Origin of the sequence: Novipirellula herctigrandis, assembly GCA_007859835.1 — a bacterium.
Classification (GTDB): domain Bacteria; phylum Planctomycetota; class Planctomycetia; order Pirellulales; family Pirellulaceae; genus Novipirellula_A; species Novipirellula_A herctigrandis.
On sequence record SJPJ01000001.1, the window covers coordinates 3330388 to 3355125 of the forward strand.

The 24738-nt window shown below is 52.4% G+C and carries 17 protein-coding genes and 1 tRNA gene; 14 read left to right on the forward strand and 4 right to left on the reverse strand.

Annotated elements, in window-relative coordinates:
- Together CA13_RS12270 and CA13_RS12275 are read right to left on the reverse strand one after the other, a co-directional pair.
- Positions 1–924: an ABC transporter permease gene (locus tag CA13_RS12270; protein WP_146397022.1), complete on the reverse strand. Its 924-nt coding sequence runs from the start codon at positions 922–924 to the stop codon at positions 1–3.
- Between the two features lie 40 nt (positions 925–964).
- A tRNA-Phe gene (locus tag CA13_RS12275) sits at positions 965–1037 on the reverse strand.
- 266 nt (positions 1038–1303) lie between these two features.
- Between CA13_RS12275 and CA13_RS12280 the strand changes: the two genes are divergently transcribed.
- From CA13_RS12280 to CA13_RS12335, 12 genes are all read left to right on the forward strand, one after another.
- Complete coding sequence (locus CA13_RS12280) at positions 1304–2905, forward strand: hypothetical protein (RefSeq protein WP_419194239.1); 1602 nt, start codon at positions 1304–1306, stop codon at positions 2903–2905.
- Positions 2906–2971: 66 nt separating this feature from the next.
- Complete coding sequence (locus CA13_RS12285) at positions 2972–3886, forward strand: hypothetical protein (RefSeq protein WP_146397025.1); 915 nt, start codon at positions 2972–2974, stop codon at positions 3884–3886.
- Positions 3883–4080: a hypothetical protein gene (locus tag CA13_RS12290; protein WP_146397027.1), complete on the forward strand. Its 198-nt coding sequence runs from the start codon at positions 3883–3885 to the stop codon at positions 4078–4080. The genes CA13_RS12285 and CA13_RS12290 overlap by 4 nt, the downstream gene beginning before the upstream one ends.
- 61 nt (positions 4081–4141) lie before the next feature.
- A complete protein-coding gene (locus CA13_RS12295; RefSeq protein WP_146397030.1) occupies positions 4142–4846 on the forward strand; it encodes a MotA/TolQ/ExbB proton channel family protein in 705 nt (234 codons plus the stop codon).
- Between the two features lie 144 nt (positions 4847–4990).
- The gene (locus CA13_RS12300) at positions 4991–5479 is read left to right on the forward strand and encodes an ExbD/TolR family protein (protein ID WP_146397033.1); all 489 of its coding nucleotides are present in this window, start codon (positions 4991–4993) and stop codon (positions 5477–5479) included.
- A 6-nt stretch (positions 5480–5485) separates the two neighbouring features.
- Complete coding sequence (locus CA13_RS12305) at positions 5486–6238, forward strand: ExbD/TolR family protein (protein WP_146397035.1); 753 nt, start codon at positions 5486–5488, stop codon at positions 6236–6238.
- Positions 6239–6304: 66 nt separating this feature from the next.
- Positions 6305–9679: an outer membrane protein assembly factor BamB family protein gene (locus CA13_RS12310; protein ID WP_146397038.1), complete on the forward strand. Its 3375-nt coding sequence runs from the start codon at positions 6305–6307 to the stop codon at positions 9677–9679.
- Positions 9680–9739: 60 nt separating this feature from the next.
- Positions 9740–12112, forward strand: coding sequence for an ABC transporter substrate-binding protein (locus CA13_RS12315; RefSeq protein WP_419194240.1), 2373 nt, complete (start codon positions 9740–9742; stop codon positions 12110–12112).
- Positions 12112–14034, forward strand: coding sequence for a hypothetical protein (locus CA13_RS12320; protein ID WP_146397043.1), 1923 nt, complete (start codon positions 12112–12114; stop codon positions 14032–14034). The genes CA13_RS12315 and CA13_RS12320 overlap by 1 nt, the downstream gene beginning before the upstream one ends.
- 298 nt (positions 14035–14332) lie before the next feature.
- The gene (locus tag CA13_RS12325; RefSeq protein WP_146397045.1) at positions 14333–15802 is read left to right on the forward strand and encodes an SGNH/GDSL hydrolase family protein; all 1470 of its coding nucleotides are present in this window, start codon (positions 14333–14335) and stop codon (positions 15800–15802) included.
- Between the two features lie 260 nt (positions 15803–16062).
- On the forward strand, positions 16063–18093 hold the full coding sequence (gene mutL / locus CA13_RS12330) for a DNA mismatch repair endonuclease MutL (RefSeq protein WP_146397048.1): 2031 nt from the start codon (positions 16063–16065) through the stop codon (positions 18091–18093).
- Between the two features lie 67 nt (positions 18094–18160).
- Complete coding sequence (locus CA13_RS12335) at positions 18161–20929, forward strand: MMPL family transporter (RefSeq protein ID WP_146397050.1); 2769 nt, start codon at positions 18161–18163, stop codon at positions 20927–20929.
- Between the two features lie 3 nt (positions 20930–20932).
- On the opposite strand, the gene CA13_RS12340 is transcribed toward CA13_RS12335, so the two are convergent.
- Entirely contained in the window at positions 20933–22171 is a 1239-nt protein-coding gene (locus CA13_RS12340) for a PQQ-binding-like beta-propeller repeat protein (protein WP_146397052.1), read from the reverse strand.
- Between the two features lie 49 nt (positions 22172–22220).
- On the reverse strand, positions 22221–22964 hold the full coding sequence (locus CA13_RS12345) for a type 1 glutamine amidotransferase (RefSeq protein WP_146397054.1): 744 nt from the start codon (positions 22962–22964) through the stop codon (positions 22221–22223).
- A gap of 453 nt (positions 22965–23417) precedes the next feature.
- Between CA13_RS12345 and CA13_RS35030 the strand changes: the two genes are divergently transcribed.
- Both CA13_RS35030 and CA13_RS12355 read left to right on the forward strand, forming a co-directional pair.
- On the forward strand, positions 23418–23660 hold the full coding sequence (locus CA13_RS35030; RefSeq protein ID WP_419194241.1) for a hypothetical protein: 243 nt from the start codon (positions 23418–23420) through the stop codon (positions 23658–23660).
- Positions 23653–24321: a CDP-alcohol phosphatidyltransferase family protein gene (locus tag CA13_RS12355; RefSeq protein WP_146397056.1), complete on the forward strand. Its 669-nt coding sequence runs from the start codon at positions 23653–23655 to the stop codon at positions 24319–24321. The genes CA13_RS35030 and CA13_RS12355 overlap by 8 nt, the downstream gene beginning before the upstream one ends.
- Positions 24322–24738: the final 417 nt, after the last annotated feature.

Here is a 24738-nt window from a genome sequence, read left to right on the forward strand (position 1 = left end):
TTACACCGTATCCATAAAGGTGCGTTCGACGCGATGGAAGATGAAAGCGGAAACCACCAACAACACGACTGAGAACAACACCGAATAACCAAGCATCCATGCGTCAAATTGACCAACGCCCAAAAACGCGTGGCGAGCAATCTCAAAAATGGGTGCCAAAGGGTTCCAGGCCAACATTTTGGCAAACCGACTTGGAATCTGGGACATCGGATAGATGACCGGCGTAGCGTACATCAAAAGCTGGACGCCGAATTGAAGCAAGAAAACGAGATCTCGATACTTGGTTGTCATCGCCGAGAACAGCATCCCTAACCCCAGCCCAAGGCTTGCCATTAACAACAAAAGCACAGGAATCGAAAGCACAGCCCACGTCGCATGAACTTGCCCATCGGCGGCGTACCAGGCCCAAAAACAGAGAAACAAGCCAAACTGAATGACAAACCGCAATAGGTTTGAAATCACAATCGATAGGGGAACAAGGATGCGAGGAAAGTACACCTTTCCAAATAGATTCGCGTTGTCACGAAAAACAGTCGCGGTTTTGTTAAAGCATTCCGAAAAATAGTTCCAAAAAGTGATGCCACAAAGATAGAACAAAACTTGCGGCGCACCCTCGGTCGATAATCCTGCGATTTGGCCAAAGACCAAAACGTAGATCAGCATCGTGAAAATGGGTTGGATCAAAAACCAAAGTGGGCCAAGGATGGTTTGTTTGTAGAACGAAACAATGTCGCGGTGCACAAACAACAAAAGAAGGTCACGATAACGCCAGATCTCGCGGATTTCGACGGCCGGAAAGGACGGCCGCGCGTCGATCACCAAATCCCAAGGGGCGTCGTCGGTAAGATCGCCCGTAGAAGCGGGGACCGAGGAAGTCAAGCCTTCAGGGGTCTCGGATGTTCGCTCCTGGGCAGCACCGGACATAGCTTGGTCTGAATCGCGAAGCAAGATCGTGATGTGGGAGTGGTCAGACGCGGGCTCGAACCGCGGACACCGGCCTTTTCAGGGCCGTGCTCTACCAACTGAGCTATCTGACCAAAATCGCAGTGATCCGTACAATTCCTCAGAAAAACACGAAAACTGCTTCGGTGTCGTAAGGTTAATATCTTCCCCACTTAGTTTGCAAGGGTATGATGGGCGATAAATCCTGAAAGATGCGCCGCCTCTTTTCTCCCCTCGCTACTTAGACCGTCTATCCATGTGTTTTGTTCGGATTTTCGTCAACCAAAAGACTGCTTTACTTGGTATCTCGATCCTCGCAGCCGTCTGGCTAACTCCAACGCCGAGCCAAGCGAAGATGGTAATGGAAGATCCTGCCGTCCAAGCGATGGTCGATAAGGGGATCCGATACCTCGAGGCGCACCATCTAGACAAAATGAAATACCCATTTGAGGGGATTTCCGGTGGTGGCCATGGGGAACATGCGTTGATGGGCTATGCCCACATGAAAGTGATGCACGACCCAAACAACCCAGTCGTCCAGCAGGGGGTCAGATCATCCCAACGACTATTAGGCATGTTGTCCCAGACCGACCCAGGAGGCCACTCCAGCAAGACGATCTATGCAGTCAGCGTCGCGGCCATGTTGTTGGCGGAAGTTGACCGGATTGCCTACCAAAGAGAACTCAAACGGGCCGCAGACTTTCTTAGCCGACGCCAATATCGCAACGGGGCGTACGGTTATTTCGCCGGGGAAGAAGGCGACATTTCACAGACTCAATATGCGATGCTCGCTCTTTGGACCCTCGATCGCGCCGGGATGATGATCGACTACCCAAGCGTTCCAAAGACGATCGCTTTTCTGGGGCGAGTTCAAGATCCCAGCGGAGGTTGGCCCTACTTGGCGCACGATCCCGGAGGTGCAGGAGGCCGAGTCAAGCAGGAACTTGTTTCAGTCTCGATGGCGGTCGCGGGCGGCAGTTCTCTGCTAATCGCCAGCGATATCCTGCGAACTTGGGGAGAAACCGGGGCAAAAGACTCACCCAACATCCCCGGGTTCCCAAAGGCGGTGAAGATATTCCGTGAAGATGTTGGCAACGAAAATGTCGTTCGCCCTCGTGTGCCTGGCGATCCAATTCTATCTGCGATCAAGGAATGTGACGGCTATTTGAAATCGAATTCTGCGATGCCTGATAAGCTCGCTTCCGTCTATCCTTATTACCAACTTTACACACTGGAACGCTACGAAAGCTTCAAGGAGATCGCGTTACAGGTCAAACCGAACCCATCGCCACTTTGGTTCAAAAGTGGCGTCGCGTATTTGCAGGCGAGGCAAGATGCAGACGGTGGTTGGAATAAAGACGCCTATACCACCATGAACGGAACTACCAGCACTTCGTTTGCCCTCTTGTTCCTCATCCGAAGCACTCAAAAAGCAATTGCCGCTGCGAGTAGCGGCTCGTTGGCGGGGGGGCAAGGCTTGCCTAAGGATACGACGGAAATTACGGTCGAAGGATCCGAAATCAAAGGAAAACCGGTTGCCGCCGAAATGACCAACTTGCTGAAGATCTTGGAGAAAGATGATGCGAACAACATCGAAGGCAAATCGATTCCCGACAACTTGAAATTGGCGACCAATCCGAAAGAGCGTGCTGCTCAACTCGACCGGATGGAGCGTTTGGTTCGCGGCAGCCAATCGTGGCAAGCTCGACGAGTCGCAGCAAGATTACTTGGGCAAAGCGACGAACTTCGTGTGGTGCCAACATTGATCTACGCTCTGAGCGATCCCGATCCGATGGTGCCCATTTACGCTCGAGATGGATTGCGAATGATTGCCCGACGGTTCGAAGGGTTTGGGCTCAGTGATGACCCCGCCGAAGGTGAAACCGACCTTGCACAGAAACAATGGCGTGCTTGGTACCGAAAAATGAATCCCGGCTACGTTTTCCTCGATTACGATTTGTAATAGTATAGCTGCACATGTCACAGGAATTTGCTTTGAATTCCGCTACATTTTCCCAATAGGCCCTTGATGTCCTCCGGCGTCCAAACTGAAACGAATCCCTCGGAGTCTCTCCAAGACCGCCGGGTTGAGCGACAGCAGGAACGCGAAAAATTGCGGACCAGCCGCTTTGATGTGGTGACAAGCCTCTTCATGGCGCTGATTCTGTTCATCGGCACGTTTGTCTTGATGCTGTTTCTGATTTGGCTCTTCACTCGTTTCGAATTCCCACCGAAACCAATCGCAGCGATTATCGAAAACGCCGCTGGACGAGGCGAAAATGCCGAAGGGACCGAACGCGACTTCGAACCGCCTGGAGCCGAAGAGGTCCAGGAATTAATGGAACCAACGCTCGAAGAGACGATCGAAGCGGTCACCGATGCGGTCAGCACCGTCCCGATCGACGCCAATTTCGCTCCCAACCAAGGAAGCAGCAAAGGCGACAGCCGACCGCCGGGCCCAATGGGGGAAGGAGCCGACATCGTGCCGCGTGGGGAACGGTGGCAGCTAAAGTTCAGCGCCAAGAACCTCGAAGGTTACTCCGCGCAGTTGGACTTTTACAAAATTGAACTCGGGGCGATCGGCGGATCCATCCAAGGGGTCGACGTGGCAAGCAATGTGTCAGGTAGCCCCAAGAAACGCCGAATCGTCGATACAGAGAATGAAAAGCGTCTGTACTTCATGTGGACTTCGGTCGGGCCGCTGATGCAATACGACCGCCAATTGCTCCAGAAAGCGTCGATCCCACTGCCGGGTCGGCAAATGCTGAAATTCATCCCTCAAAATTTAGAAAACCAGCTCGCCAATATCGAATTAGAATATTCCAGATCCAAAGGCCACCCGTCGGTTACCGAGATTGCCAAGACGATCTTTGAAAGTAAGTCCCAAGGTAGTGGCTATGTGTTTGAGGTGGTCGACCAACGTTACCGGAAAGCCCGCAGATGAGCACACCAAGTCAAACGAACGGGCTGGATGATGCGGAGAGTGAGTTGATCGCGTTGACTGCTACAAGCGAACCTGGCTTGGTGGTTTTCCCCGCAATTTGCGACCTGATGCCCGCGCCAAATCGGCGACCATCCGTTACGATATGGCTGGAATCGGCCATCCATCGGTGCCAAGCCACCATGTTCCCCTTTTAATTTGCGTTCCCCTTGTATTTTGCCCCCTTTTCTCTATCGGTTTTGAAAGACGAGAACCTCGATGCTGCTCGCTGATATTTCTGTTTTCGACATCATATCCACTGCCACTTATGGTGCTTTGGCCGGCGTCGCGCTTTGGGGTTTGTACTGCATCGTGGTCGTTTGGACTCGGGTCAGTCAAAAACGATTCAAGAACGAAGATGAACAAGACGTCTTCATGGACGACATTGAACAAATGGTCACAACCGGCGATTTCGAAGGGGTTGCCGAATATTGTGAAGGGGACGCACGAGCGATCCCACAAATTGTTGAAATGTCGATCCACCATCGCGACTTGGGCTATAAACGAGCCCGTCAATTCGTCATGGACCGTTTTCAACGCGATGTGATGAGCGATTTGGAATACAGACTCTCTTGGGTCAGTACCGTGATCAAGGCCGCTCCGATGATCGGATTGTTCGGAACGGTGTTCGGAATGATGGGTGCGTTCAATACCTTGGCCTCTTCCGCTTCGGTTAACCCCTCTGACTTGGCAGGTGACATTAACATTGCGTTGCGAACGACTGCGTGCGGTTTGGCGATTGCAATTCCGTTGATGATCTTGGTCGCAAACGTCAATATCAAGATCGCCAAAATGGAAGATTTGGTCGGTTCGGGTCTCGGCCGGTTCATGTCGGTCTATCGCGAAGCACTGTCGCGAACCCCGAATGGCTCGGCTGCCGCTAGCTCGGTTGATCCCAACTTGGCGATGCAATCCCCAAAATAGGCAGCGTGTTTGAAAGGGGGACGGACGCTCCTCTTAGAAAACGCTTTCATTCGAAATAGCCGTAACAGAAACAGACGATTCAACAACACATAGTCCGTCCAACAAGCGGCCCTTCCAACAAAGGGTCAGACCGCTTTTCAAATCATGAGTAACGCTCAACTAGACGACTTGGGTCAAGACGACGATGCCATTTTGTTGCCGCGAAAGAAACGCGACGATGAAGAAATGGACATCACGCCGATGATCGACATCACATTTTTGCTTCTGATCTTCTTTGTCGTTGCCTCGAAAATGGACCCCACGCAAATCGGGACCATTCCTGAAGCCGACAACGGGTTGGCGATATCAGCAAAAGATTCGGCGGTGATCTTTATCAAACCCGGCGGGGAAGACGAAGCAATTGTGGAACGACTTGACCATCGAGAGTTCAGTAAAGATGAACAAACGCAAGCGTCTGAGATTATCGAATACGTCACAGCCGAACTCGAAAAGTCACAAGGTCGAAATAAGAACCATGTGATGATCATGGGCGATAAGGATGTTCCGGTCGGTCAAGTCACGCGAGTCCAGAAAATCATTGGCGATGCGTTTGACGATCTCGAACAAACTTACATTGCGGTCAAAGAGGATTAGCGCACGATGGCGATTGAAGTTCAATGCATTCAGTGCGGCAGCACTCATCAAGTCAACGATCGATTGGCCGGGCGAACGGTGCGCTGTCCCGAATGCGACACGGCCGTCCATGTTCCCGAAGTTGATCTCGTGAACCCGGCGGACGAGGTCGCCGCCGAAATTGTCGAAGTCGAAATCGTCGATGTTGAACCGGATAGCGAACCGATCGCAGCGATGCCAGTTGGCCACAACGAACACGCAGTGGGTCAACATGGCGCGGGCAAAGCCGACATCACGCCCGAACCGATCACTCCAGGGATCCTCGAAGATGAGGACAGCGATGCGATCCCGCGTCGCAAACCGCGTGAAGACGATGAACTCGACATGACGCCGATGGTCGATGTCACATTCTTGTTGCTGATCTTCTTTATGGTCACCGCCAGTTTCAGTCTTCAAAAATCGGTCGAAATGCCTCGGCAACAGAGCGACGCACAAAGCCACCAAACGATTGATGAGGATCAATTGGAAACCGTCGAAGTGCAAATCGACGATCGTGGATCGTTTCTGGTCATGGCAAAAGACTGGGAACGTGAAACACCGGGCAAGCAAAATCTAACCTTGGCTTTGAAGTCGGCCATGACCAACGCCAACGAAGGGATGAAATTGATCATCACCGTTCACGAAATGGCAAAACTTCAATACCTCGTCGATGCCATGGACTCCGGAACAATCGCTGGCTTTACCGAATTGCAGGTCACCCAAGTCGATGGATTCGATTAACCCAGCGTTTCGCCCTTCTTGCTGCTCTTTTCATGCCTTATAAATCAATCGAAACCGTTAACGAACATGCTTGCAAACGAATTGATCGACCTACTCGAACGTCGGGGTTTGCTAGATCAGGAAATCATCGAGGCGCTGCGTCAACAACTTGAACAAGGGACGCGTGTGACGCCCGAAGCGGTCGCAAAATTGTTGGTCGATAATGGCCAATTGACTCGTTTCCAAGCGAGTAAACTGATCGGTGAAATTCGCTCAGGCGAATACGCAGACGAGGTCGTTGAAGCCGAACCCGTTGGCGGACTCGAAGATTTGTCGATCGTCCCAGAAGAGATGGAAGAAATTCCCGTCGAAGCAATCGACGAAGCACAACCTGCCGAAGAAGTCTACGCCGAGGCGGTACCCGTCGAAGCGGTTCCCGTTGAGCCCATCGAAGAAGAACCGTCGGAACCAGCGATGCCGATTGACCCTTCGACGCGCCCGGTCCGATCACGCCCCAAACCGAAGGAACACAAATCGGTTTGGGATTCGTTCAAAATCTACGGATTCGCTGGCATCATCGTCTTGCTGCTTTTGATGGGCTACGGTTTGTATTACATGCTGACTCGGCAAAGTGCGGACGAGTTCATCGGAGAAGCAAATACGCTCTACAGCCAGCAAAATTACGTGCCGGCACAGGAACGTTACGCTGGTTTTCTCGAATCGTACGGTGAAAGCCATCAATACTCTTCAATCTCGCGGGTGCGGATCGTGATGATTGAATTATACCGCGCTACGGAAATGTCTGACCCAACGCGTGGGCTCGAACTCGCACAAGATCGTTTACCGGGAATCGAAGAGGAACTGGGACTCAATGAAGAACGTGGCAATTTAGCTGCGCTGCTCGTTGAGATCGCCGAGAACATTGCCCAGGCCGCATCGGATGCAAAAGAGACGCCCGAGAAAGAACGCTTGCTAGGCCGGTTGGAAGAGCAAATGGAGTTGATGGAAAACCCCAACTACATGACCGGATCGATGCGAACAACATTGTCCGGAAAATTGAGTGCCGTCGAAGAAGCCCGCGACCGCGTGCGACGGGACATCAACCGAAATGTTCGGCTCGATGAATCCGTCGCAGCAATGGAAACGGCACTGGAAGGAAGAAAGACGAAAGAGGCCTATGACACTCGCTTCGAATTGCTTCGCGAGTTTCCGGAACTTCATGACAACAGTCGCTTGATGACGCTGATTCGATCCGCCAGCGAGATTCAGCAAACGTTGGTCAAATCATCCTCCGATTTACCAGAGCTAGTTCCTGCATCGGAGACCGAACCACCCAACCGCTCGATCGTGCTGACGACCGTCACGGGAACCGATGCTCCTGATTTGATGGACGAAATTTTGTACCTTCAAGCAGGCGGGTCGATGTTGGCGTTCGATGGCGAAACAGGAAAATTGCTGTGGCGCAAATTTGTCGGCTACGGCCAAAACCATCTGCCAGTACGACTCGATGGCGGATCGGGCGTTCTGCTTAGTGAAGCGAAACTCCTCGAAGTTCAACGTTGTGACGGTGAAAACGGCAAACTGCGATGGCATTCGAAAATCGGAGAACCGTTCAGCGAGCCGATCGCCGATCGAAATGATATCTACGTTGCATGCGACTCAGGTCGTTTGGCGACGCTCGATACCGAATCAGGGGATGCGAAGTGGGCGACGATGATCCCACAGCCAATTGAAACGGGGCCGGGCGTGGAGTCGTCATTGTCGCGGGCCTATCAACCGGGCAACCATAGCAACCTTTACGTCCTCAATGCGAGGGACGGATCTTGCCTTGAAAGTTACTACGTTGGACACGCAGAAGGAACCATTAGCGTTCCTCCCGTTCCGCTCATGGGCCACTTGTTTGTTTTTGAAAACGCCGGTACCGACTATGCTCGGATGCACATCTTGAAACTCAACGAATCGGGTGAAGATCTAAAGCCTGCCCAAGCGCCGATCCGGTTAACGGGAAATGTCAAAATCAAACCGATCATCCAGGGGCGACGTGTGATTGTTTTGACCGACCGAGGCCAAGTGGTGGTTTGTGAAGTGGAACTGACCGCGAAACGCGAGCAAGTCAGTGTCGTGGCCGAACAAGTCGCTTCCTATGGCCAACCCACGTCAACCCAAATGGCCGTTGGCAAGAGCCAAATGTGGGTCACGGGAACTCGTATCGGTCGCTATGAATTGCAAATCAATACCGGCCGTGTGGTTCAAGATTGGTTCAAATACGAAGCCGACAATTTCATTGGCGAACCTTTCTCCAAAGACAACACGCTCGTCCATTCACGCATCCTGCGCGGAACCTCTGCAATCCGAGTGACGGCGGCAAATGCAAAAACAGGCGAAGAGATTTGGCGAACCGATGTTGGAGTACCGATTGCTTCGATTACACCCAATCCCGATGGTGGCTATCACGTCATTACGACACAAGCGACCTTGTTTGAAATCGACCGCGAAGCGATCACAAGCGGTTCAACGCAAGGCCCTATTGAAAATCCCGGTGGTTCAGGGATCGCAATGCTGTTTGAAAACCCGATCAAGATCGATGACACCCGTTTCGTGATGATGAATCAAACCGGATCCGGTGACATTGTGGTTTACGATCCGTCACGCAATCGAGAGAAGCTGCGACGACTTAAGTTGGGACTTGGATCAGGAAAACCAAATGCCAGTGATACCGGTAGCGGGGAATCCAATTGCGGTGCGATCATATCAGGCGGTGGGTTGTTTGTTCCGCTCAACACCGGACGCGCCGTGTTGATGAATTGGCAAACGGGCGCGATGCTAGGTGCCCCATTCCAACCCGCAGCGGATCCAGAGGCAGAGGTCCAATGGACCGACATGGCAACATTGCCAAACGACCCTGACCAAGTGGTGATCGCCGACAGCCGCAACAAGCTTTACCGTCTAAGAGTGGCGGAACAAATCCGCGAGTTAACGCATAAAGATCTCGAAAAACCGTTCCTCGGCCCCACCACTTCGATTGGCGATACGTTCATTGCCACCGTCGGCGGCCCCGCATCCGACTTTGTGGTTGGCCACGATATGACCAACCTCGATGAGAAGTTCAAAGTCTTGCTCGATGGCCGTGCAACATGGGGCCCAGTCGCTATAAACGGATATTGTTTGATCCGCACGAACGATTCAAAGCTTCGTGCGTTTGGAAGTGACGGGAAAGAGAAATTTGAACTGCAGATCCCCACAGGCGATCCGGTTGGTTCACCGACTCAGACTGGAAATGCACTAATATTGGCCGGTCGTAGCGGATGGGTGATCGCGTTGGATTCAACCACAGGCGAACTGTTGGGCAAAACGGACATTGGACAACCCATTTCATCCTCGCCACTTCCGGTCGGTGAACGGTTGCTAGTGCCCGGTGCCGAAGGAGCTATTTTTGTCACGGACATTCCGTCGAAACTTTGAAACGCGACCATGCTTTCAAGTGTCTTTTGACGGACCTGTCCACTTACTGGGGCTACTAAGTTGGCCGCGAGCGTATTCATGCTACTGTTGATCACTCATTTCGAATTCCGCACCCGTCGCTGGCTAACTGTCGCAATGTGGTTGTTGGTTTGCGCGTTTGCGTTTCAAACACCGACTTCGGCCCAAATCGTCAACTATGCCGATTCGGGTCGCCCCGAACGCGTCGGTTTGGAACTGCTACAAGAAGAACCACACGACATCGTCTATTTCACGAAAGAATCGGGCGGTGGATGGGTCAAAGTGGTTCCGCTCAATGTGCGTGGACGCCGTATGCCAACCGACCCACGGGGCAAGTTGAGATTACGTGTCATTAGCCTCGAAGCTCGCAATTTTGCAGCCGATTGGGACGACATCGAGGATATCGATTTTTGGGAATCACGACTCGAGCGAGAGACGAAAGAGATGATTGCCAAGAATGACTTTCTTGGTGCCTACCCGTTCTTGTCAGTCCTGATTCGTGATTTTCCAAACCGTCCTGGACTCCGAGAGTTGCGTTCGGATTACCTATGGCAAGACGCGATTCATCGAGCCCAAGGGGGCGACTTTGAAGCGACGCTGGCAATGCTCGAAGAATTGCATCGGTATGCCCCCGAGTATCAACCCGATGCGTTGTTTCGTGCACTTAGTGGCGTGACGGATCGCTTGATGGCCAAGTTGGTCCAAGAGGGAAGACTCGAATTGGCCCAGCAAATGTTGGCTCGACTGGAAAAGGAATATCCTGCGGAGAAGATGACGACCATTGCGAAATGGAACAAAACGTTCTTGGCGATGGCGTCGGAAAAACGCGCAGCGGCGATTCAAGCAAAAGACGCAAAGAACTATCGACTGGCTCGCAAGTTGGCCCGCGAAAGCGTCGCGGTTTTCCCTGACATCGACGGGGGCGAAAAGCTGATTCGCGAAATTGACACGATCTATCCTCTGGTGCGCGTCGGAGTGCTGCAAACGGCCGTAAAACTTGACCCGACTTTGATCGACAATTGGGCATCGCGACGATCAGGCCGCTTGGTTTATCGCACTTTGTTTGAAATGAAGGGTGCCGGACCCGAAGGAGGCGAATACGATTTTGTTTTTGGGAACACGACATCATCGCCCGACCGAATGCAGCTAGATCTAAATCTCGAACCCGAGCGACTTCCCGCCCCGCTTAACGAGATTCAAGCTTATTACCTCGCCGACGTCATGGCGGCGCGAGCTCAACGGGCTTCACCTGCTTATTTTTCGGCCTGGGCTGCTGCGGTCAATCAAATTGGAATCGATCGCACAAAAGGAGTGCAGTGTCTGCTTCGACGGCCACACGTTCTGCCAACCTGCCTGCTGCAAATCCCCGTCGACGGCAGTTGGCTCGGCGGCAAAGAAGGCGAACCAACCGGAACGTATCGACGCGATACCGTGAACGATGACGAGGTTCGATACGTGCTAGCACGCGCACCACAAGACAACGAGCAAATTAAAGAAGTCGTTGAAATCCGCACCCGATCGGCAAGCGAAGGGGTCAGCATGCTATTGCAAGGCGAATTGGACATGCTCGACCAATTGTTCCCGGCGGATGCGGTTCGCTTACGCCAAAGTCGAACCATTCGCGTCCAGAATTACCCGCTCCCAACCGTTCATATGTTGGCGCCATGTTCGGACCATCCGTTTTTGTCTCAAAGCACGTTTCGCCGTGCCTTGCTTTATGGAACCAATCGCAAAGACATTCTGAAAGGCGAATTACTCGAGGGACTCGAATCACCCGGCTGTCAAGTCGTTTCGGGACCTTTCCCTGCTGGCATTGGAGCCGACGATCCGCTTGGCTACGCCTATGACAAGGAAATCATTCCACGAAACTATGAGCCGCGGTTGGCCAAAGTCTTGATTGCAATTAACGAAAACCAAATGAAGGCAGCCGCAGAACGCAAAAAAGAAACAATGCCGGAAATGACCCCCATTCGGCTCGCGTTCCCGGCTGACAATCTTTCCCGGGTCGCTTGCGAAGCGATCTCGTCTCAGTGGCAACTGCTTGACCTAGAGGTTGAATTAGTTGAATTGCCAGTCGGAATTACCTACCCGGAAAAAGGCACGGCCGATTTGGTATACGTCTCCGCCGCCGTCTGGGAACCGATCATCGATGCACGTCGTTTATTGGGCCCCAAGGGGTTGGCCGCCAGCGAAGACCAATTAGTGGGGCTTGGACTTAGGCGACTGGAAGAGGCAAAAAATTGGCGTGAGGTTCGTGACCAATTGCTTGTTCTGCATTCCATCGCTAACAGCGAATTGCCAATTTTACCACTTTGGCAAATGGTCGATTCGTATGCCTACCGAAGAACATTGCGGGGTGTCGGAAGCGAGATCGTTTCGCTCTACCAAAACGCAGATAAATGGCGGTGGCAATAATGAATACAGATAGAATCCCCTCCCTATGCAGCCCGATCGGTTTGCTGTGCCACTTGGTCCTAATCGGTTTGGCGGCAGCAAACGTGGCGGCACAAGACGCTGCGGAAGCATCGATCGAGAATGTCTCGGCGGAGAGGCCAATTTCGCCCGCCGTGACTGACACAGTGCTCAAACCCGAATCGGCGTCGCTTCCCTACGAGCAACCGTGGGACTTTTTGCCTTACCGTGTCTTGGTTTGGGTCGTGTCGAGTGACCCGATGATCGACGCGAAATTGATTGAAAAGGATTTGCGATTGTATCTCAATCGTGATTTCTATTCGGTTTGGCGAATGAATGTTGTCGATGCGCCAGCCTCCGTTGCAACCGCGGCAAGGCGTAACATAGCCAAATTGAGTTTCCAGGAAATTTCGGCTTCGGACCCTGTGATTGCGGTCAAGCGAGATCATCCCGATGCCGTTCGTTTGCGTGTGGCGAAGAACGTTGGCGAGATGTGTCAAACCGTTCTTGCTACAAGCGGAGAGATCGAAGAAGTCTTAAAACGCGCCAAACAAATTGGCAACGAGTCAATCGATGGCATCGCTTCGAAACTAACGCCGGTTGACGGCGACGCGATGGTTGTGCTTGACAAATGGAAAGACCCTTCGACCGAAGCGATTTTAGTTTCACGCGGAATGACGGCGGAACTTCATGACCCCGAACCTAAACTCATTGCGATACCGCAAAGTGGCTTGGTCACGGACGCGATCAAATCATATGACAAAATCTTCATCGTTCGGATCGACAATGAAGTGGCGCCGTTCACGGTCAGTGCAATTGAATTCGACACACTGATGCAACATTTTGGAACCGTTGCAACCCAATCAAGCATGAAGATCACCGAAATACCTACGTCCATCGGCGTGGCAGTGACGGAAGCCTTTGGACCGGTCGTACGGATCGAAGAAGCGGGCATGCGCAACGCCAGAGGATTGATCCGAGCAGCTGGGTTGGTACTCGACCCTGAGTCGCCGGCGATGATCCGTGTCGGCGATGTGCTTGAACCCATGACGCGAAAGAATGACCGAAACGGAAAACCGATCACGGTGGGGCCGATCGATTGGGCTTACCTCTTGGTAAAGGAACGTGAACAATCGCAACTCGAAATGGACTACCTCGCGGGTCGCGCCGGTGGCCTGCAAGGACGAAAGAACAAACGGACATTCCGAACGGCAATCCGCGTGCGACCCGTGGCCGATACGACCCTGCTGCGATTGCACGCACAAGGTGACGCCGATTTCCCGTTGATTGGCTACGAAATCTATGACAAAAATCTTGAAACCGGCGACATGTCCTTTGTCGGCAGAACCGATTGGAATGGACGGTTGGATGTCCCGAAAAGTGACGCAAGTCCTCTCCGGTTGATGTATGTGAAAAACGGCGGCGCGATCCTGGCACGACTGCCAATGGTTCCAGGACTGACGGAAAAAGAGATTGCGGACCTGACGGGGGACGACATGCGTCTGCAGGCCGAGGCCTACATTCATGGTGTTCAAAATGCGATTATCGACTTGGTTGCCATCCGCCAATTGTTTGCCGCCAGAATCCGAGCCCGACTCCATGCGGGAGAAATGAAAGAGGCCGAAGATTTGCTAAATGAACTTCGCGATCAACCGACCAACGAACGACTTGCCGACGACATGGGCAAGAAACAAACCGTTTTCCTAAAAGTACTGGGAACACGAAATGTCGGTCAACGCAGAAAGATCGACCAGATGTTCACAATCACACGCGAACTGCTCTCAAAGCATATCAATCCCGCATTGCTCCGCGATCTTGGCGAAGACGTCATCACGGCTCGCAACAATAACGGACGCTTACCTGAGAAACAGCTCACCGCAGAAGAAAAAGAAAAGCAGGTTGTCGACACGACAAGTTCACCGTAGCTAGAACGATCGCAGTCCAGCCGCCCCGCAATACGTTTATACGCGTTCGCATCTCAAATCACGCCCCCTATACGGACGTAATGGCCAGCAAGGCCTCGAGAGTTTGGCGTCAGCTTTCACCTAGCCGACGCAAACACAAGAACGCTCTTCTCGTCGATCGAGCTACCGGTTATCCGATAATAAAACACAATCGGAGTACCCTACTCATATCGTTTCGATTCCGAGGTACAATCGAGCATTCACACGCCGCAGGCATTCGGATCGCTTGCACCCGCCCCCACCTTCCAAAATCATTTCCATGAAATACTCATTGATCCTTTCAGTAGGGTTCTTTCTGCTTGGTTACTGCAACGGCACTGCGCAAACCAGCACTGCGCAAACCAGCACTGCGCAAACCAGCACTGCGCAAACCAGCACTGCGCAAACCAGCACTGCGCAAACCGGCACTGCGCAAACCAGCACTGCGACACCAGAAACTTCGAATGAGATTAAGCAGGTAACATTTGGACCCTATGAATATGAGGTTCGACCGGACCATGAAGCGTTTGAGATCTTCCATCCGCGTCGCGCCCCAAAAATTGGCCCGCTGTTACTCAAAGAGGGTGATCGACTTGCGATTTGTGGTGACTCGATCACAGAACAACGGATGTACTCGCGGATCATAGAGACCTACTTAACGGCCTGTGTCCCGCAGTTCAATATCACCGTTCGCCAGTACGGATGGAGTGGTGAAAAGACAGATGGTTTTTATCGAAGGATGGAACAGGATTGTTTGACATTTGAACCGACCGTCGCAACGCTGGTTTACGGAATGAACGATTGTCGCTACCGACCGTTCGACGTTACCAATGGTCAATGGTACGAGGACTATTACACCGCGATCGTGCGTCGATTCACACAAGACAATGTCGGCGTCATCGTTGGTTCGCCCGGCTGCACGGGCAAAGTACCACATTGGGTCAAGTCGCGTCACGGAACACTTGACGAGCAGAACTTGAACCTCTGCTCGCTTCGCGACATTGCCATTGGAGTAGCAGAAGCTGAGGACGTTCGCTTCGCCGATATTTTTTGGCCCATGTATCAAGCCCAAATTTTCGCGCCTGGGCAACACGGCGCAACCGATGAAAAGCCATACGATGTCGCTGGAAGCGATGGCGTGCACCCAAACTGGGCGGGGCACGTAATCATGGCTTGGTCGCTTCTTCGTTCGATGGGCCTTGATGGCGATATTGGTACGATCACCGTCGACTTGGACAACCAAACGGCTTCTGCGACGGAAGGACACACGATCAATTCCTTTGCTGATGGGGTCGCAACCATCACCAGCACACGTTATCCGTTCTGTGCACGCGGTGATTTGGACAGCGACTCAAGTATCCGGTCGGGGACGACGCTGGTACCATTCACGGAAGATTTGAACCGATATGTTTTGAAAGTTAACGGAAAACTTCGTGGACGCTACACAGTGAAGTGGGGCGAGCAGAGCAAGGATTTTTCTGCAGAAGAGCTGTCCGGTGGAATTCACTTGCCTGTTGAATTTCCAGAGAACCCATTTTGTGAGGCGTTTGACCGCATTGACCATGCCGTTGCGGAAAAGCAAGCGTTTGAAACCAAGCAAGTAAAACAAGTGTTTCATGGCGTCCGTGGCAAAGATAACTTTGAAAAAGCGGTTATTGAAACCGAGGTGGTTCGCAAACCATTGGCCCAAGCGATCGCGGACGCCGTCGTTCCCGTCACTCACAAGCTCACGATCACTTCGATCAAGTAACCGATCTGCAAAGGTGCCATGTGCTTGCATGGCACCTTTTTTTCGCCGTTTTTTTTCATCGCTGCAGGCCGTGGCGGTGCTTCGTTTGCGTGAGCCCTGTTTCGGTGAGATTCCGGCGGGTTATGCAAACGTCCATTCGTAAATGAATTCGGTGGTGATCGAAGTCCACGCGACATCACAGACCAACACCGCTGAATGAAGGGCTAACAAAACCTGTTTTCTCGGTTGCCGGATGGCTGTAAAACGGTAAATTCAGGGGCATGACTGCCACCACAAGACCGAAACGGACCATTCGTCAATTACCGCCCAATCTCGTCAATCAAATCGCTGCGGGCGAAGTAATCGAACGACCTGCCTCGGTTGTGAAAGAACTTCTTGAAAACAGTGTTGATGCCGGTGCGTTTCGCATCGAAGTGACGATCAATGGTGGCGGAAGTGAATTGATTCGCATTAGCGACGATGGCTGTGGGATGACCGTCGACCAATTGCCATTAGCGGTCGCCAGCCACGCGACGAGCAAGTTGCCGGATGAAAATTCGTTGTTTCATGTCAACACGTTGGGGTTTCGTGGCGAAGCATTGGCGTCGATTGGAAGCGTTTCTCAGTTGACAATTCGCAGTCGCACCGAAGAAGACGATTGTGGCAGTGAAATCAACGTGCGTGGCGGTGTGGTGGAATCACCTGTGCCCTGCGGATGCCCGGTTGGCACGGTCATGGAAATCCGCAACCTGTTCTTCAACACCCCTGTGCGTCACCGTTTTTTAAAGACTGCCCAAACCGAACGGGGGCATATTGTCGAAGCGTTCACGCGAATTGCCCTAGCCAATCCCAAAATTCACTTTGTGATGAACTCGGGTGACAAAACCGTTCACGACTTGCCACCGACGACGCATTGGTCCGATCGGATCGAGGCCTTCTTTGGTAGCGAAATTGCGGACGCGTTGATTCCTATCGAAAGCGATGATGCGGAAATCCGAATCAATGGATACGCGTGTGATCCATCGGTTAGTCGTGGCAATAACCGAATGCAGTATCTGTTTTTGAACGGCCGGTTTATCCGTGATCGATCGCTTCAACATGCACTCACCGAAGCGTATCGTGGTCTACTAATGGTCGGTCGTCATCCCGTTTGTTTTTTGCGAATGGACATGCCGCCGGAATTGGTGGACGTGAATGTGCATCCGTGTAAATTGGAAGTCCGCTTTACCGATGGTGGGCGAGTTTACGGACGGTTGCTACAAACACTGCGATACCAGTTTTTGAAAACCAACATGACGCATCGCGTCGGGCCCGCACCGGTGGTTGAATCCTTGCCGGATCAAGTCGCAACACCTGGGGAAAGTGTGCTCGGTTTGCCACATCGTGTCGAATCGGAACAGCGGCAAGAAGTGATCGATTGGGCGAGGACCGGATCGTCGCCGTCACACTCAGCGGGTTCGCCACCAACAATGCCATCGAATTCGGTCCCAGGATTCCAACCATTCCCTGGCAACACAGCGTTCCCTATACATCCAACTCATGTCAATCCGCTTGGCAATTCAGCGGGGGCACCAACACAATCAGCCGATCCGGCGGCACCGATCGACGGAGTTTCAAGTGCAGACGATGTTGCACCCTGGGATCCACAGTCGAAAACACAATCACCCGAACACCTTTCTGCTGAGGACGACCGCCCAACGGTTTGTTACTTGGGGTTCCAAGTTCACAATCGTTACTTGGTCACGCAAGACGAAAAAGGCATGGTCGTTATCGATCAACACGCATTGCATGAGCGAGTCCTTTACGAACGAATAAAAGCACGCGTACTCGATGAGCAGGGCAAGCTTGAATCGCAAAAATTGTTAGTCCCCGAACCAGTTTCGTTGACGCCTGCCGAACGGACTGCAGCACTTGATTCGAAAGAGACGCTCGCGCGGATTGGAATCGAAATCGACGATTTCGGTGGTGAGACCATCTTGATTCAATCCTATCCTGCGATGCTGACTAAGATCTCGCCGAGCGATATGTTGCGAACCGTTTTGGAATCGCTTTTGTCGGCCGGCAAACAACCGGACGCCCAAGATTTGCTAAACCACTTGCTGAGCACGATCGCATGCAAGGCCGCCGTGAAGGCTGGCGATCCATTAACGCGTGAAGAGATCACCAGTTTGCTCGAACAACGGGATTTGTACCAGGACACGCACCATTGCCCTCATGGACGCCCCACTGCATTGTTCTTTAGCCGAGATGAATTAGATCGAATGTTTGGACGGCTAGGACCGCGAGGACGCAGTCTCGGCAGTGGTAGATAAAATAGCTACAAGACGCTAATCTATCGCCTCGCCACGGTCACTTTCCCACCATCAATCGATCCGCACAATGAAACGTCCGCTTTCGTATCGATGGGCACGATTTGTCATTCAAAAGTGGCAATGGATACTGATCGCTTGGATAGTAGCAGCGGTCGTTCTCAGGGTAACGGCACCGTCATGGAAGGAAATCGCCTACGACGGTGACTTCGAATACTTGCCCGCAGAAATGACCAGCGTCGCGGGGACGCGACTTGTAAACGAAGCATTCCCGGGTGTGCAAAGCCGCAGCCAAATCGTCTTGGTTCTTGGCCGCCAGCAGGTACTCCGTGATGAAAAGGTCGGCCTTAAAAAGTCCGACGATATCGTGGGACTTGATCTACTAAGACGTCTCTATCATCGGCTAGGTGAAGTCAGTTGGCAGCGTGCTATCGAGCTTGGATATAAATCGGGTCCACCTGCGGAAAATCCAGATGGGGCGTCAGCATCGGATCGCTGGATTCAATTAGCTCGTGAAGCATTCGATCAATCGATACAGATCGACGAGCGATTCTATGAACGAATTTCAGAGCAAGTCCCCGATACACCACCGAATTTCTACGAACCGCGACTTGCGTTAGCGTATTGGGACCGAGGTCGGTTGCTTGAGCAATGGGGCGGTGCCGAAGAAACGGTCGGATCGGACTATGAAGCAGCATTGGTTCTCTTGCCCGATTTGCCGACCATGGCCGTCCCAATCGGTGAACGTGATCTTGCACCATGGAAAAGCCTACTTGATGTCTTGGCCTGGGAAGACTCGGTCGTCGGTCCGCGTCTTCGAAAGAGGGGAGCACGATTGGCAGTGCTGCAACTTTCAAGTGAGTTGGCCGCGACGGGGAACATTCAAACCGTCGAAGCAGTCACCAAGCTGATCGACGATGTGACTCGCTACAGCATGCACTTTACCGATCCCGGGTTGCAACTGAAAATGACTGGATCGGCAGCGATTGGTGGCGAGACGTTGATGGGTGCTCGCGATGCAATCCGTTACACCGAATGGATCACTGTCGGAATGATCTTATTGATTCTGACGGCGGTCTATCGGGCACCCCTGTTAGTGGCGATTCCGATGATTTCGATCGGTTTTGCAGTCGTTGTTTCGATGGGGCTAGTGGCATTGCTAACTCAGGGGTCGATCAATGGTACGATTCCAGGCTTGGATATGCGAGTCTTTACTACCAGCCGAATTTTCGTGGTTGTGATCTTGTTTGGCGCAGGAACGGATTACTGTCTGTTCTTAATTTCGCGACTACGCGAAGAAGCTCGCGATTCAGTATGGCCGGTTGCCTGTCGCAAAGCGATTTCCGGTGTGATGGGTGCGTTAATGGGCAGTGCCATGACCACCATTGTCGGCTTGGGGATGCTTTGGATCGCAAAGTTTGGAAAGTTCCATTACACCGGCCCCGTCATTGCCATTTGCTTACTCGTGGGACTACTTGTCTGCACCACGCTTACGCCCGCACTATTGCGAGCGTTTGGACCGGCAGTCTTTTGGCCGGGACGAGCGGATGTGCAAAAAAAAACGCAACGATCCCTGCTTGGGCCCTCTCCGCTGAGTTCGTCCGATACACAGCACGGTGGGATATGGAGCTGGATTTCGCTGTTGTTGACCCGTCATCCAATGGCCGCAATGCTGATCGGAGGTGCGTTGCTGATCGCACCCGGTATTTACGGTTTTGTCAATGAACGGTCGGTCACCTATGACCTCAGCAGCCAATTGAACCACGCTGCCGCAAGTCGCCAAGGCCTGCGTCTACTTGCCAACCATTTTAACGTCGGCGAAATCAACCCAGTCAGTATTTTGTTGGTGCGTAATGAAGAGGTACCACGCGAGGAATTGCGCAAGGACATCAAGGAACTCACAACGAAGCTTTACGGTCAATCCGGAGTCGCTTCGGTTCGTACCGCAGACGACCCTCTCGGTGATTTCCCACCGACACGTGACATGAGTCTGTTTGGCGGAGATGCTTGGCGACGACGCGCCCTCCAAAATCACCGAATTGCACAACGATACTTTTTTAGTGATGTCGCCAAATATGAAAACAATCTCGTTCGACTCGATGTCGTGATGAACGGGGATCCATTTTCGGTTGACACAGCAAAACAGGTTAGCCAATTGCAGGAGTTCTTGACACGCGAAACGAGTGAAGAAAGTTCTGCGTGGCACCATTCGGAATGGGCCTTGGCTGGCACGACACCGTCGATTATTGACTTGCGACAAGTGACGCTTTCCGACAATCGACGCATAAAATTCGCCGTCGTCGCAGCTGTCTTTGCGATCCTTTTCCTGGTCCTCCGGCGAGTTGGACTGTCGCTGTATTTGATCGTGACGGTTTTGCTAAGCTATTACGCAACTCTCGGATTAACGGTGCTGTTTTTCCGATTCGCGTACGGTGACGACTACGTCGGATTGGACTGGAAATTGCCGTTATTCTTGTTCGTAATTTTGGTTGCCGTTGGACAAGACTACAACGTCTATCTTGTCACTCGTGTGCTCGAAGAGCAGCGACGGTTGGGGTGGTTAATGGCGCTTCGCCGAGCCGTTTCGCGAACCGGAGGCATCATCACGGCGTGCGGGTTGGTGATGGCAGCAACGTTCTTTAGCATGACAGCTGCGATTTGGTTTCCACCGCTTGTCAGTGCATGTGGATTTCCGACGCAAAATGGCGTTGCCCTTCGTGGGATCGTTGAACTTGGCTTTGCGTTGGGGCTCGGCGTATTGATCGATACGTTCTACGTTCGTACGGTCCTCGTGCCAGCGTACATTGCCCTGCAAGGGAAGTGGGCAGCAAGGCAGTAGTCGTTATTTCCAAATGCCATAGAGCATTGATTTGCTACGCAGAAACAATTGATCGCCGACCACTGCCGGTGATGCCATGAATCCATCCCCTAAAGTCGTCTCGGCCAAGGGTGTATATTTCCGTCCTGGTTCAAGTGTCAGAATACCGCCTTCGATGCTACAGAAAACCAATTGTCCGTCGGCATAGATCGGAGACGCCGCGAAGGTTCCTTTCAATCGTTTCTTCCAGACAATATCCCCCGTTTCCAGTTCACGGCACGTCAAGATTCCCTCGTCGCTTACCATGAACATCAGGTCGCTCAGTACAATGGGCGACGATTTTTTCGCAACATTTTGTTTGTTCGACCACGCGATATGCGACCGCGTGATGTCACCACTTCCATTGGGACGCACCGCGATCATGCCGCCGGAACCGTTGGTGATCAAAACCATGCCGTTGACATGAATTGGCCGCGCGGATGCGTTCATACCGCCGTGATACACCGTCCAAATCTTGTCACCAGTCCGAGGGTCATAAGCGATTGTGGCAACGGCGCTTGGATAGACCAACAAATCCCGGCCATCGACCCGAATCACTTCTGCCGTTCCGTAAGCCTTCATTTGATCGCCGACGTCAGTCCCATAGTCGATATCGCGTTTCTTTTGCCACACGGTCTGGCCTGTCTTTGCGTCAAATGCAACCACGTACTGCACATCGATACCGTCATACGCAACAAACAACTTGCCGTCAAACAAAATCGGCGACGATGCGGGGCCGCGATAATGGTCACACTCGAAACCACGTCTTTCCCATATCACTTTTGCATCGCTTGTGTCCAAACAAGCCGTCAAGTAACGACCAAAATGAACATAGACACGACCGTCTTCTAAGACGGGCGTCGGTGTGGCATAGCTGTTCATCGGATGGCAATACGATGGCTCCTCGTTTTCGATCAGCACTATGTCGTGAAGGATTTTGCCTGATTCGCGATCGATACAGAGCAACGACATTTGTTTGCCGTCTTCGGTCGCCGTTGTTAACCAAATTTGATCGTTCCAAACCACGGGCGACGACCATCCTTTACCATGGATCGGTGTTTTCCAGCGGACAACCGAATCGTCAATTTTAGTGGGCAGCTTTGCCTTGGCCGCCATCCCGTCGCCGTGAGGCCCACGAAATTCGGGCCAAGTTGCATTGTCAGCAAAGGATGCGGAAAAGGAACCGACCAGGATCACTGCGATCAAACACACACGCGGAAGCATAAAATTCTATCGAAAAAGTGTAACTCAAAAAATCGACGTCCCCCCAAGTTTACACAGAATCCCTCGGGGCGTCTTGATCAGACAAAAACCGAGAGAAGAAGTCTTCCAGCAATGCCTTTTGAGCTGGCAGGAAATCTTGAATTCCGTCCATGAGCTGCGTTTCTGTTTGCACAAACGCGGACGGTGTTCGCCACAATGGCGAGACGGCCAAGAATATTTCAACGGTGCGCGGCGTTGCCTCTAAATGAAATTGCAATCCGTAGACTCGATCACCAATCGCAAAGCCCTGATTCTCGGTTGCCTCGGAAGCAAACAAACCGGTTGCACCGGCAGGCAACGAAAACGTATCGCGGTGCCAATGAAAGCCAACGAACTCTTGTGGAAACACGCTCGCCGCACCGGGCAATTCGGCAATTCGGCGCACCGGATGCCATCCAACTTCGGGACCACGATTCCGATACACGGTCGCGCCCAGCGATAATGCCAATACCTGAGCACCTTGGCAAATGCCGAGAACCTTACGATCGTTGCCGATAAACCATCGCATGAGTTTCTGTTCCGCTTCGACCCAATCCGGGCGAACGAAATCGGGGTCTGACAAACAAACCCCACCGCCGAATGACAACAATACGTCCGCGTGATGTTCGCGCGGAATCACATCGCCCCGATCCATCCGCAGCACGTCCATCGTATGGCCAAGCTTCTCCGCAATTTCAGAGACTGCTCCCGGAGGATCAGCGGCATCGTGTTGTATTGCCAATATTCGCATTAAGCCCTGCCGAGCGATCCGCATTGTTCGTAAGTAAACAAAATTTTCTGGGTGATGCCCTTTCGGTTGGTCCCAGACTGCAACCCAATGGATTCCCAAAAGGTCTATCCATCACTCCACTCGGGACCTCACATGCGTTGCATCTGTCGACTATGAATCATAGAAAGCAATGCGGAGCCAGCAATGCCCCCTGCGAAAATCGGGAAATCTTGCGCTATGCTTGTGTTGCCCAAGGCTCTGGTTTTTTATCTTCATCGCGTTCTCTCGTTTTGCAGGACGCTTTTTTCCATTATTCGCCTGGTTCTCCTTATGCACGCGACTCCCATTTTTTCAGTCCTTTCCTTCGCTGCCGCAGCCATACTTGGGGCGATTGGACAGTACTTGTATAAAGCAGGAGCAGATGCGGCGAACGGTGGAATAGAAAGCTTTGTGACAGAGCCAAAAATCATAGGTGGGGTCCTGTGTTACACCGTCGTAATGATTTTATTCGTGGTCGCGTTTCGCATCGGTGGTTCACTAGCGGTCCTCTACCCGATCTACGCAAGTACCTTTATATGGGCTGCGTTGATTGCATGGTTCGCTTATGATACTCCGATCACTCGGGTGCATGTCTTTGGGTGGATACTTCTGATTCTCGGAATGTTATGCATGGGGTGGACAGCAAAGAACCAGGTATCGGAAAGCCCAAGCGTTTCAACGGAGGCAACGATTAATGAGTGAACCCAAAGTTTCGGATCGTCGCCCACTGAAGACGCGTTCGTGGCCACTGTTTCAGATCACTGCGGCACGTTTGGCAAAATCGGGGGTGACGCCCAATGCAATCTCGGTCGCCAGTATCGCGTTTGCGATCGTCGGTGCGACTGGGTTGGCGATGACTGGCCTTGTCGAATCTGGTGCAATGGTTCGTGTCGGTTGGCTGGTAGCGGTTCTTGGAATCCAGGGGCGTTTGATCGCTAACTTGCTCGACGGAATGGTTGCCGTCGAAGGAGGCAAAGCGTCGGCAGTAGGGCCGCTGTATAACGAAGTACCCGATCGAATCAGCGACCCGATCCTGCTCGTTGCAGCGGGCTACGCTGCGACCGGTGACCCGCTTGCCGGTTGGGCCGCCGCGGTGATGGCGATGTTTGTCGCCTACACGCGATCGATTTCAGCATCGGTCGGTGCCGGCCAACTGTTCTTAGGACCAATGGCCAAGCCTCAACGCATGGCACTACTGACAACCATTTGTGCTGCTGGCGTCGTTTTGCCAACTCCATGGATGATGACTGCAGGCTTTGGCATGATGCAAATTGCACTATGGGTGATGGTTGTTGGCTGCGTCGTTACGGCTGCCCGGCGTCTCAATCAAGCAGCGAAATTTCTTAAATCACAAGGCGAATGAACCGAGGCTTCATCACGTTTCCCCCATCATTGCCCCCGATTCAAGCGTTGCATTTGAGAATTCTTTTGAAGTATCCCACTTCCGTTTCGCCGCACTGATTGATGCTCTGCACACTTGTGTGGCCAAACCGATACCCATTGGCATCAGTCGATAGCATGGGCTGCATCCGAAGCGGGAGAATATCGCTGTCGCAGTAGGCTTCGACGCAATCCTGCAGCCGACAGTATTCCGGGTATCGATGAGCATTGGCGTGCTCGGGTTGGCTGTGAATTGGATGAAGTGAACAATAGGGAATTCGTCCGTTTTGGCCGGTCCGTTGTCCAATCGCCCCCGACAGTCAACTCGTTTTCGTCGGCAGTGTGGCTAAATGGTCTTTTTTGAAGGCTACGGTGATCGGTCGACATTTTAGGAAAACGA

Bases quoted from the DNA above. Each gene is read 5' to 3' on its own strand.
- CA13_RS12335 (WP_146397050.1), top strand. From the start codon at position 18,161: ATGAAACGTCCGCTTTCGTATCGATGGGCACGATTTGTCATTCAAAAG.
- CA13_RS12270 (WP_146397022.1), bottom strand. From the start codon at position 924: ATGTCCGGTGCTGCCCAGGAGCGAACATCCGAGACCCCTGAAGGCTTG.
- CA13_RS12305 (WP_146397035.1), top strand. From the start codon at position 5,486: ATGGCGATTGAAGTTCAATGCATTCAGTGCGGCAGCACTCATCAAGTC.
- CA13_RS12355 (WP_146397056.1), top strand. From the start codon at position 23,653: ATGAGTGAACCCAAAGTTTCGGATCGTCGCCCACTGAAGACGCGTTCG.
- CA13_RS12295 (WP_146397030.1), top strand. From the start codon at position 4,142: ATGCTGCTCGCTGATATTTCTGTTTTCGACATCATATCCACTGCCACT.
- CA13_RS12290 (WP_146397027.1), top strand. From the start codon at position 3,883: ATGAGCACACCAAGTCAAACGAACGGGCTGGATGATGCGGAGAGTGAG.
- CA13_RS12340 (WP_146397052.1), bottom strand. From the start codon at position 22,171: ATGCTTCCGCGTGTGTGTTTGATCGCAGTGATCCTGGTCGGTTCCTTT.
- CA13_RS12345 (WP_146397054.1), bottom strand. From the start codon at position 22,964: ATGCGGATCGCTCGGCAGGGCTTAATGCGAATATTGGCAATACAACAC.
- CA13_RS12320 (WP_146397043.1), top strand. From the start codon at position 12,112: ATGAATACAGATAGAATCCCCTCCCTATGCAGCCCGATCGGTTTGCTG.
- CA13_RS12310 (WP_146397038.1), top strand. From the start codon at position 6,305: ATGCTTGCAAACGAATTGATCGACCTACTCGAACGTCGGGGTTTGCTA.
- mutL (WP_146397048.1), top strand. From the start codon at position 16,063: ATGACTGCCACCACAAGACCGAAACGGACCATTCGTCAATTACCGCCC.
- CA13_RS12325 (WP_146397045.1), top strand. From the start codon at position 14,333: ATGAAATACTCATTGATCCTTTCAGTAGGGTTCTTTCTGCTTGGTTAC.
- CA13_RS12300 (WP_146397033.1), top strand. From the start codon at position 4,991: ATGAGTAACGCTCAACTAGACGACTTGGGTCAAGACGACGATGCCATT.
- CA13_RS35030 (WP_419194241.1), top strand. From the start codon at position 23,418: ATGATTTTATTCGTGGTCGCGTTTCGCATCGGTGGTTCACTAGCGGTC.
- CA13_RS12280 (WP_419194239.1), top strand. From the start codon at position 1,304: ATGGAAGATCCTGCCGTCCAAGCGATGGTCGATAAGGGGATCCGATAC.
- CA13_RS12285 (WP_146397025.1), top strand. From the start codon at position 2,972: ATGTCCTCCGGCGTCCAAACTGAAACGAATCCCTCGGAGTCTCTCCAA.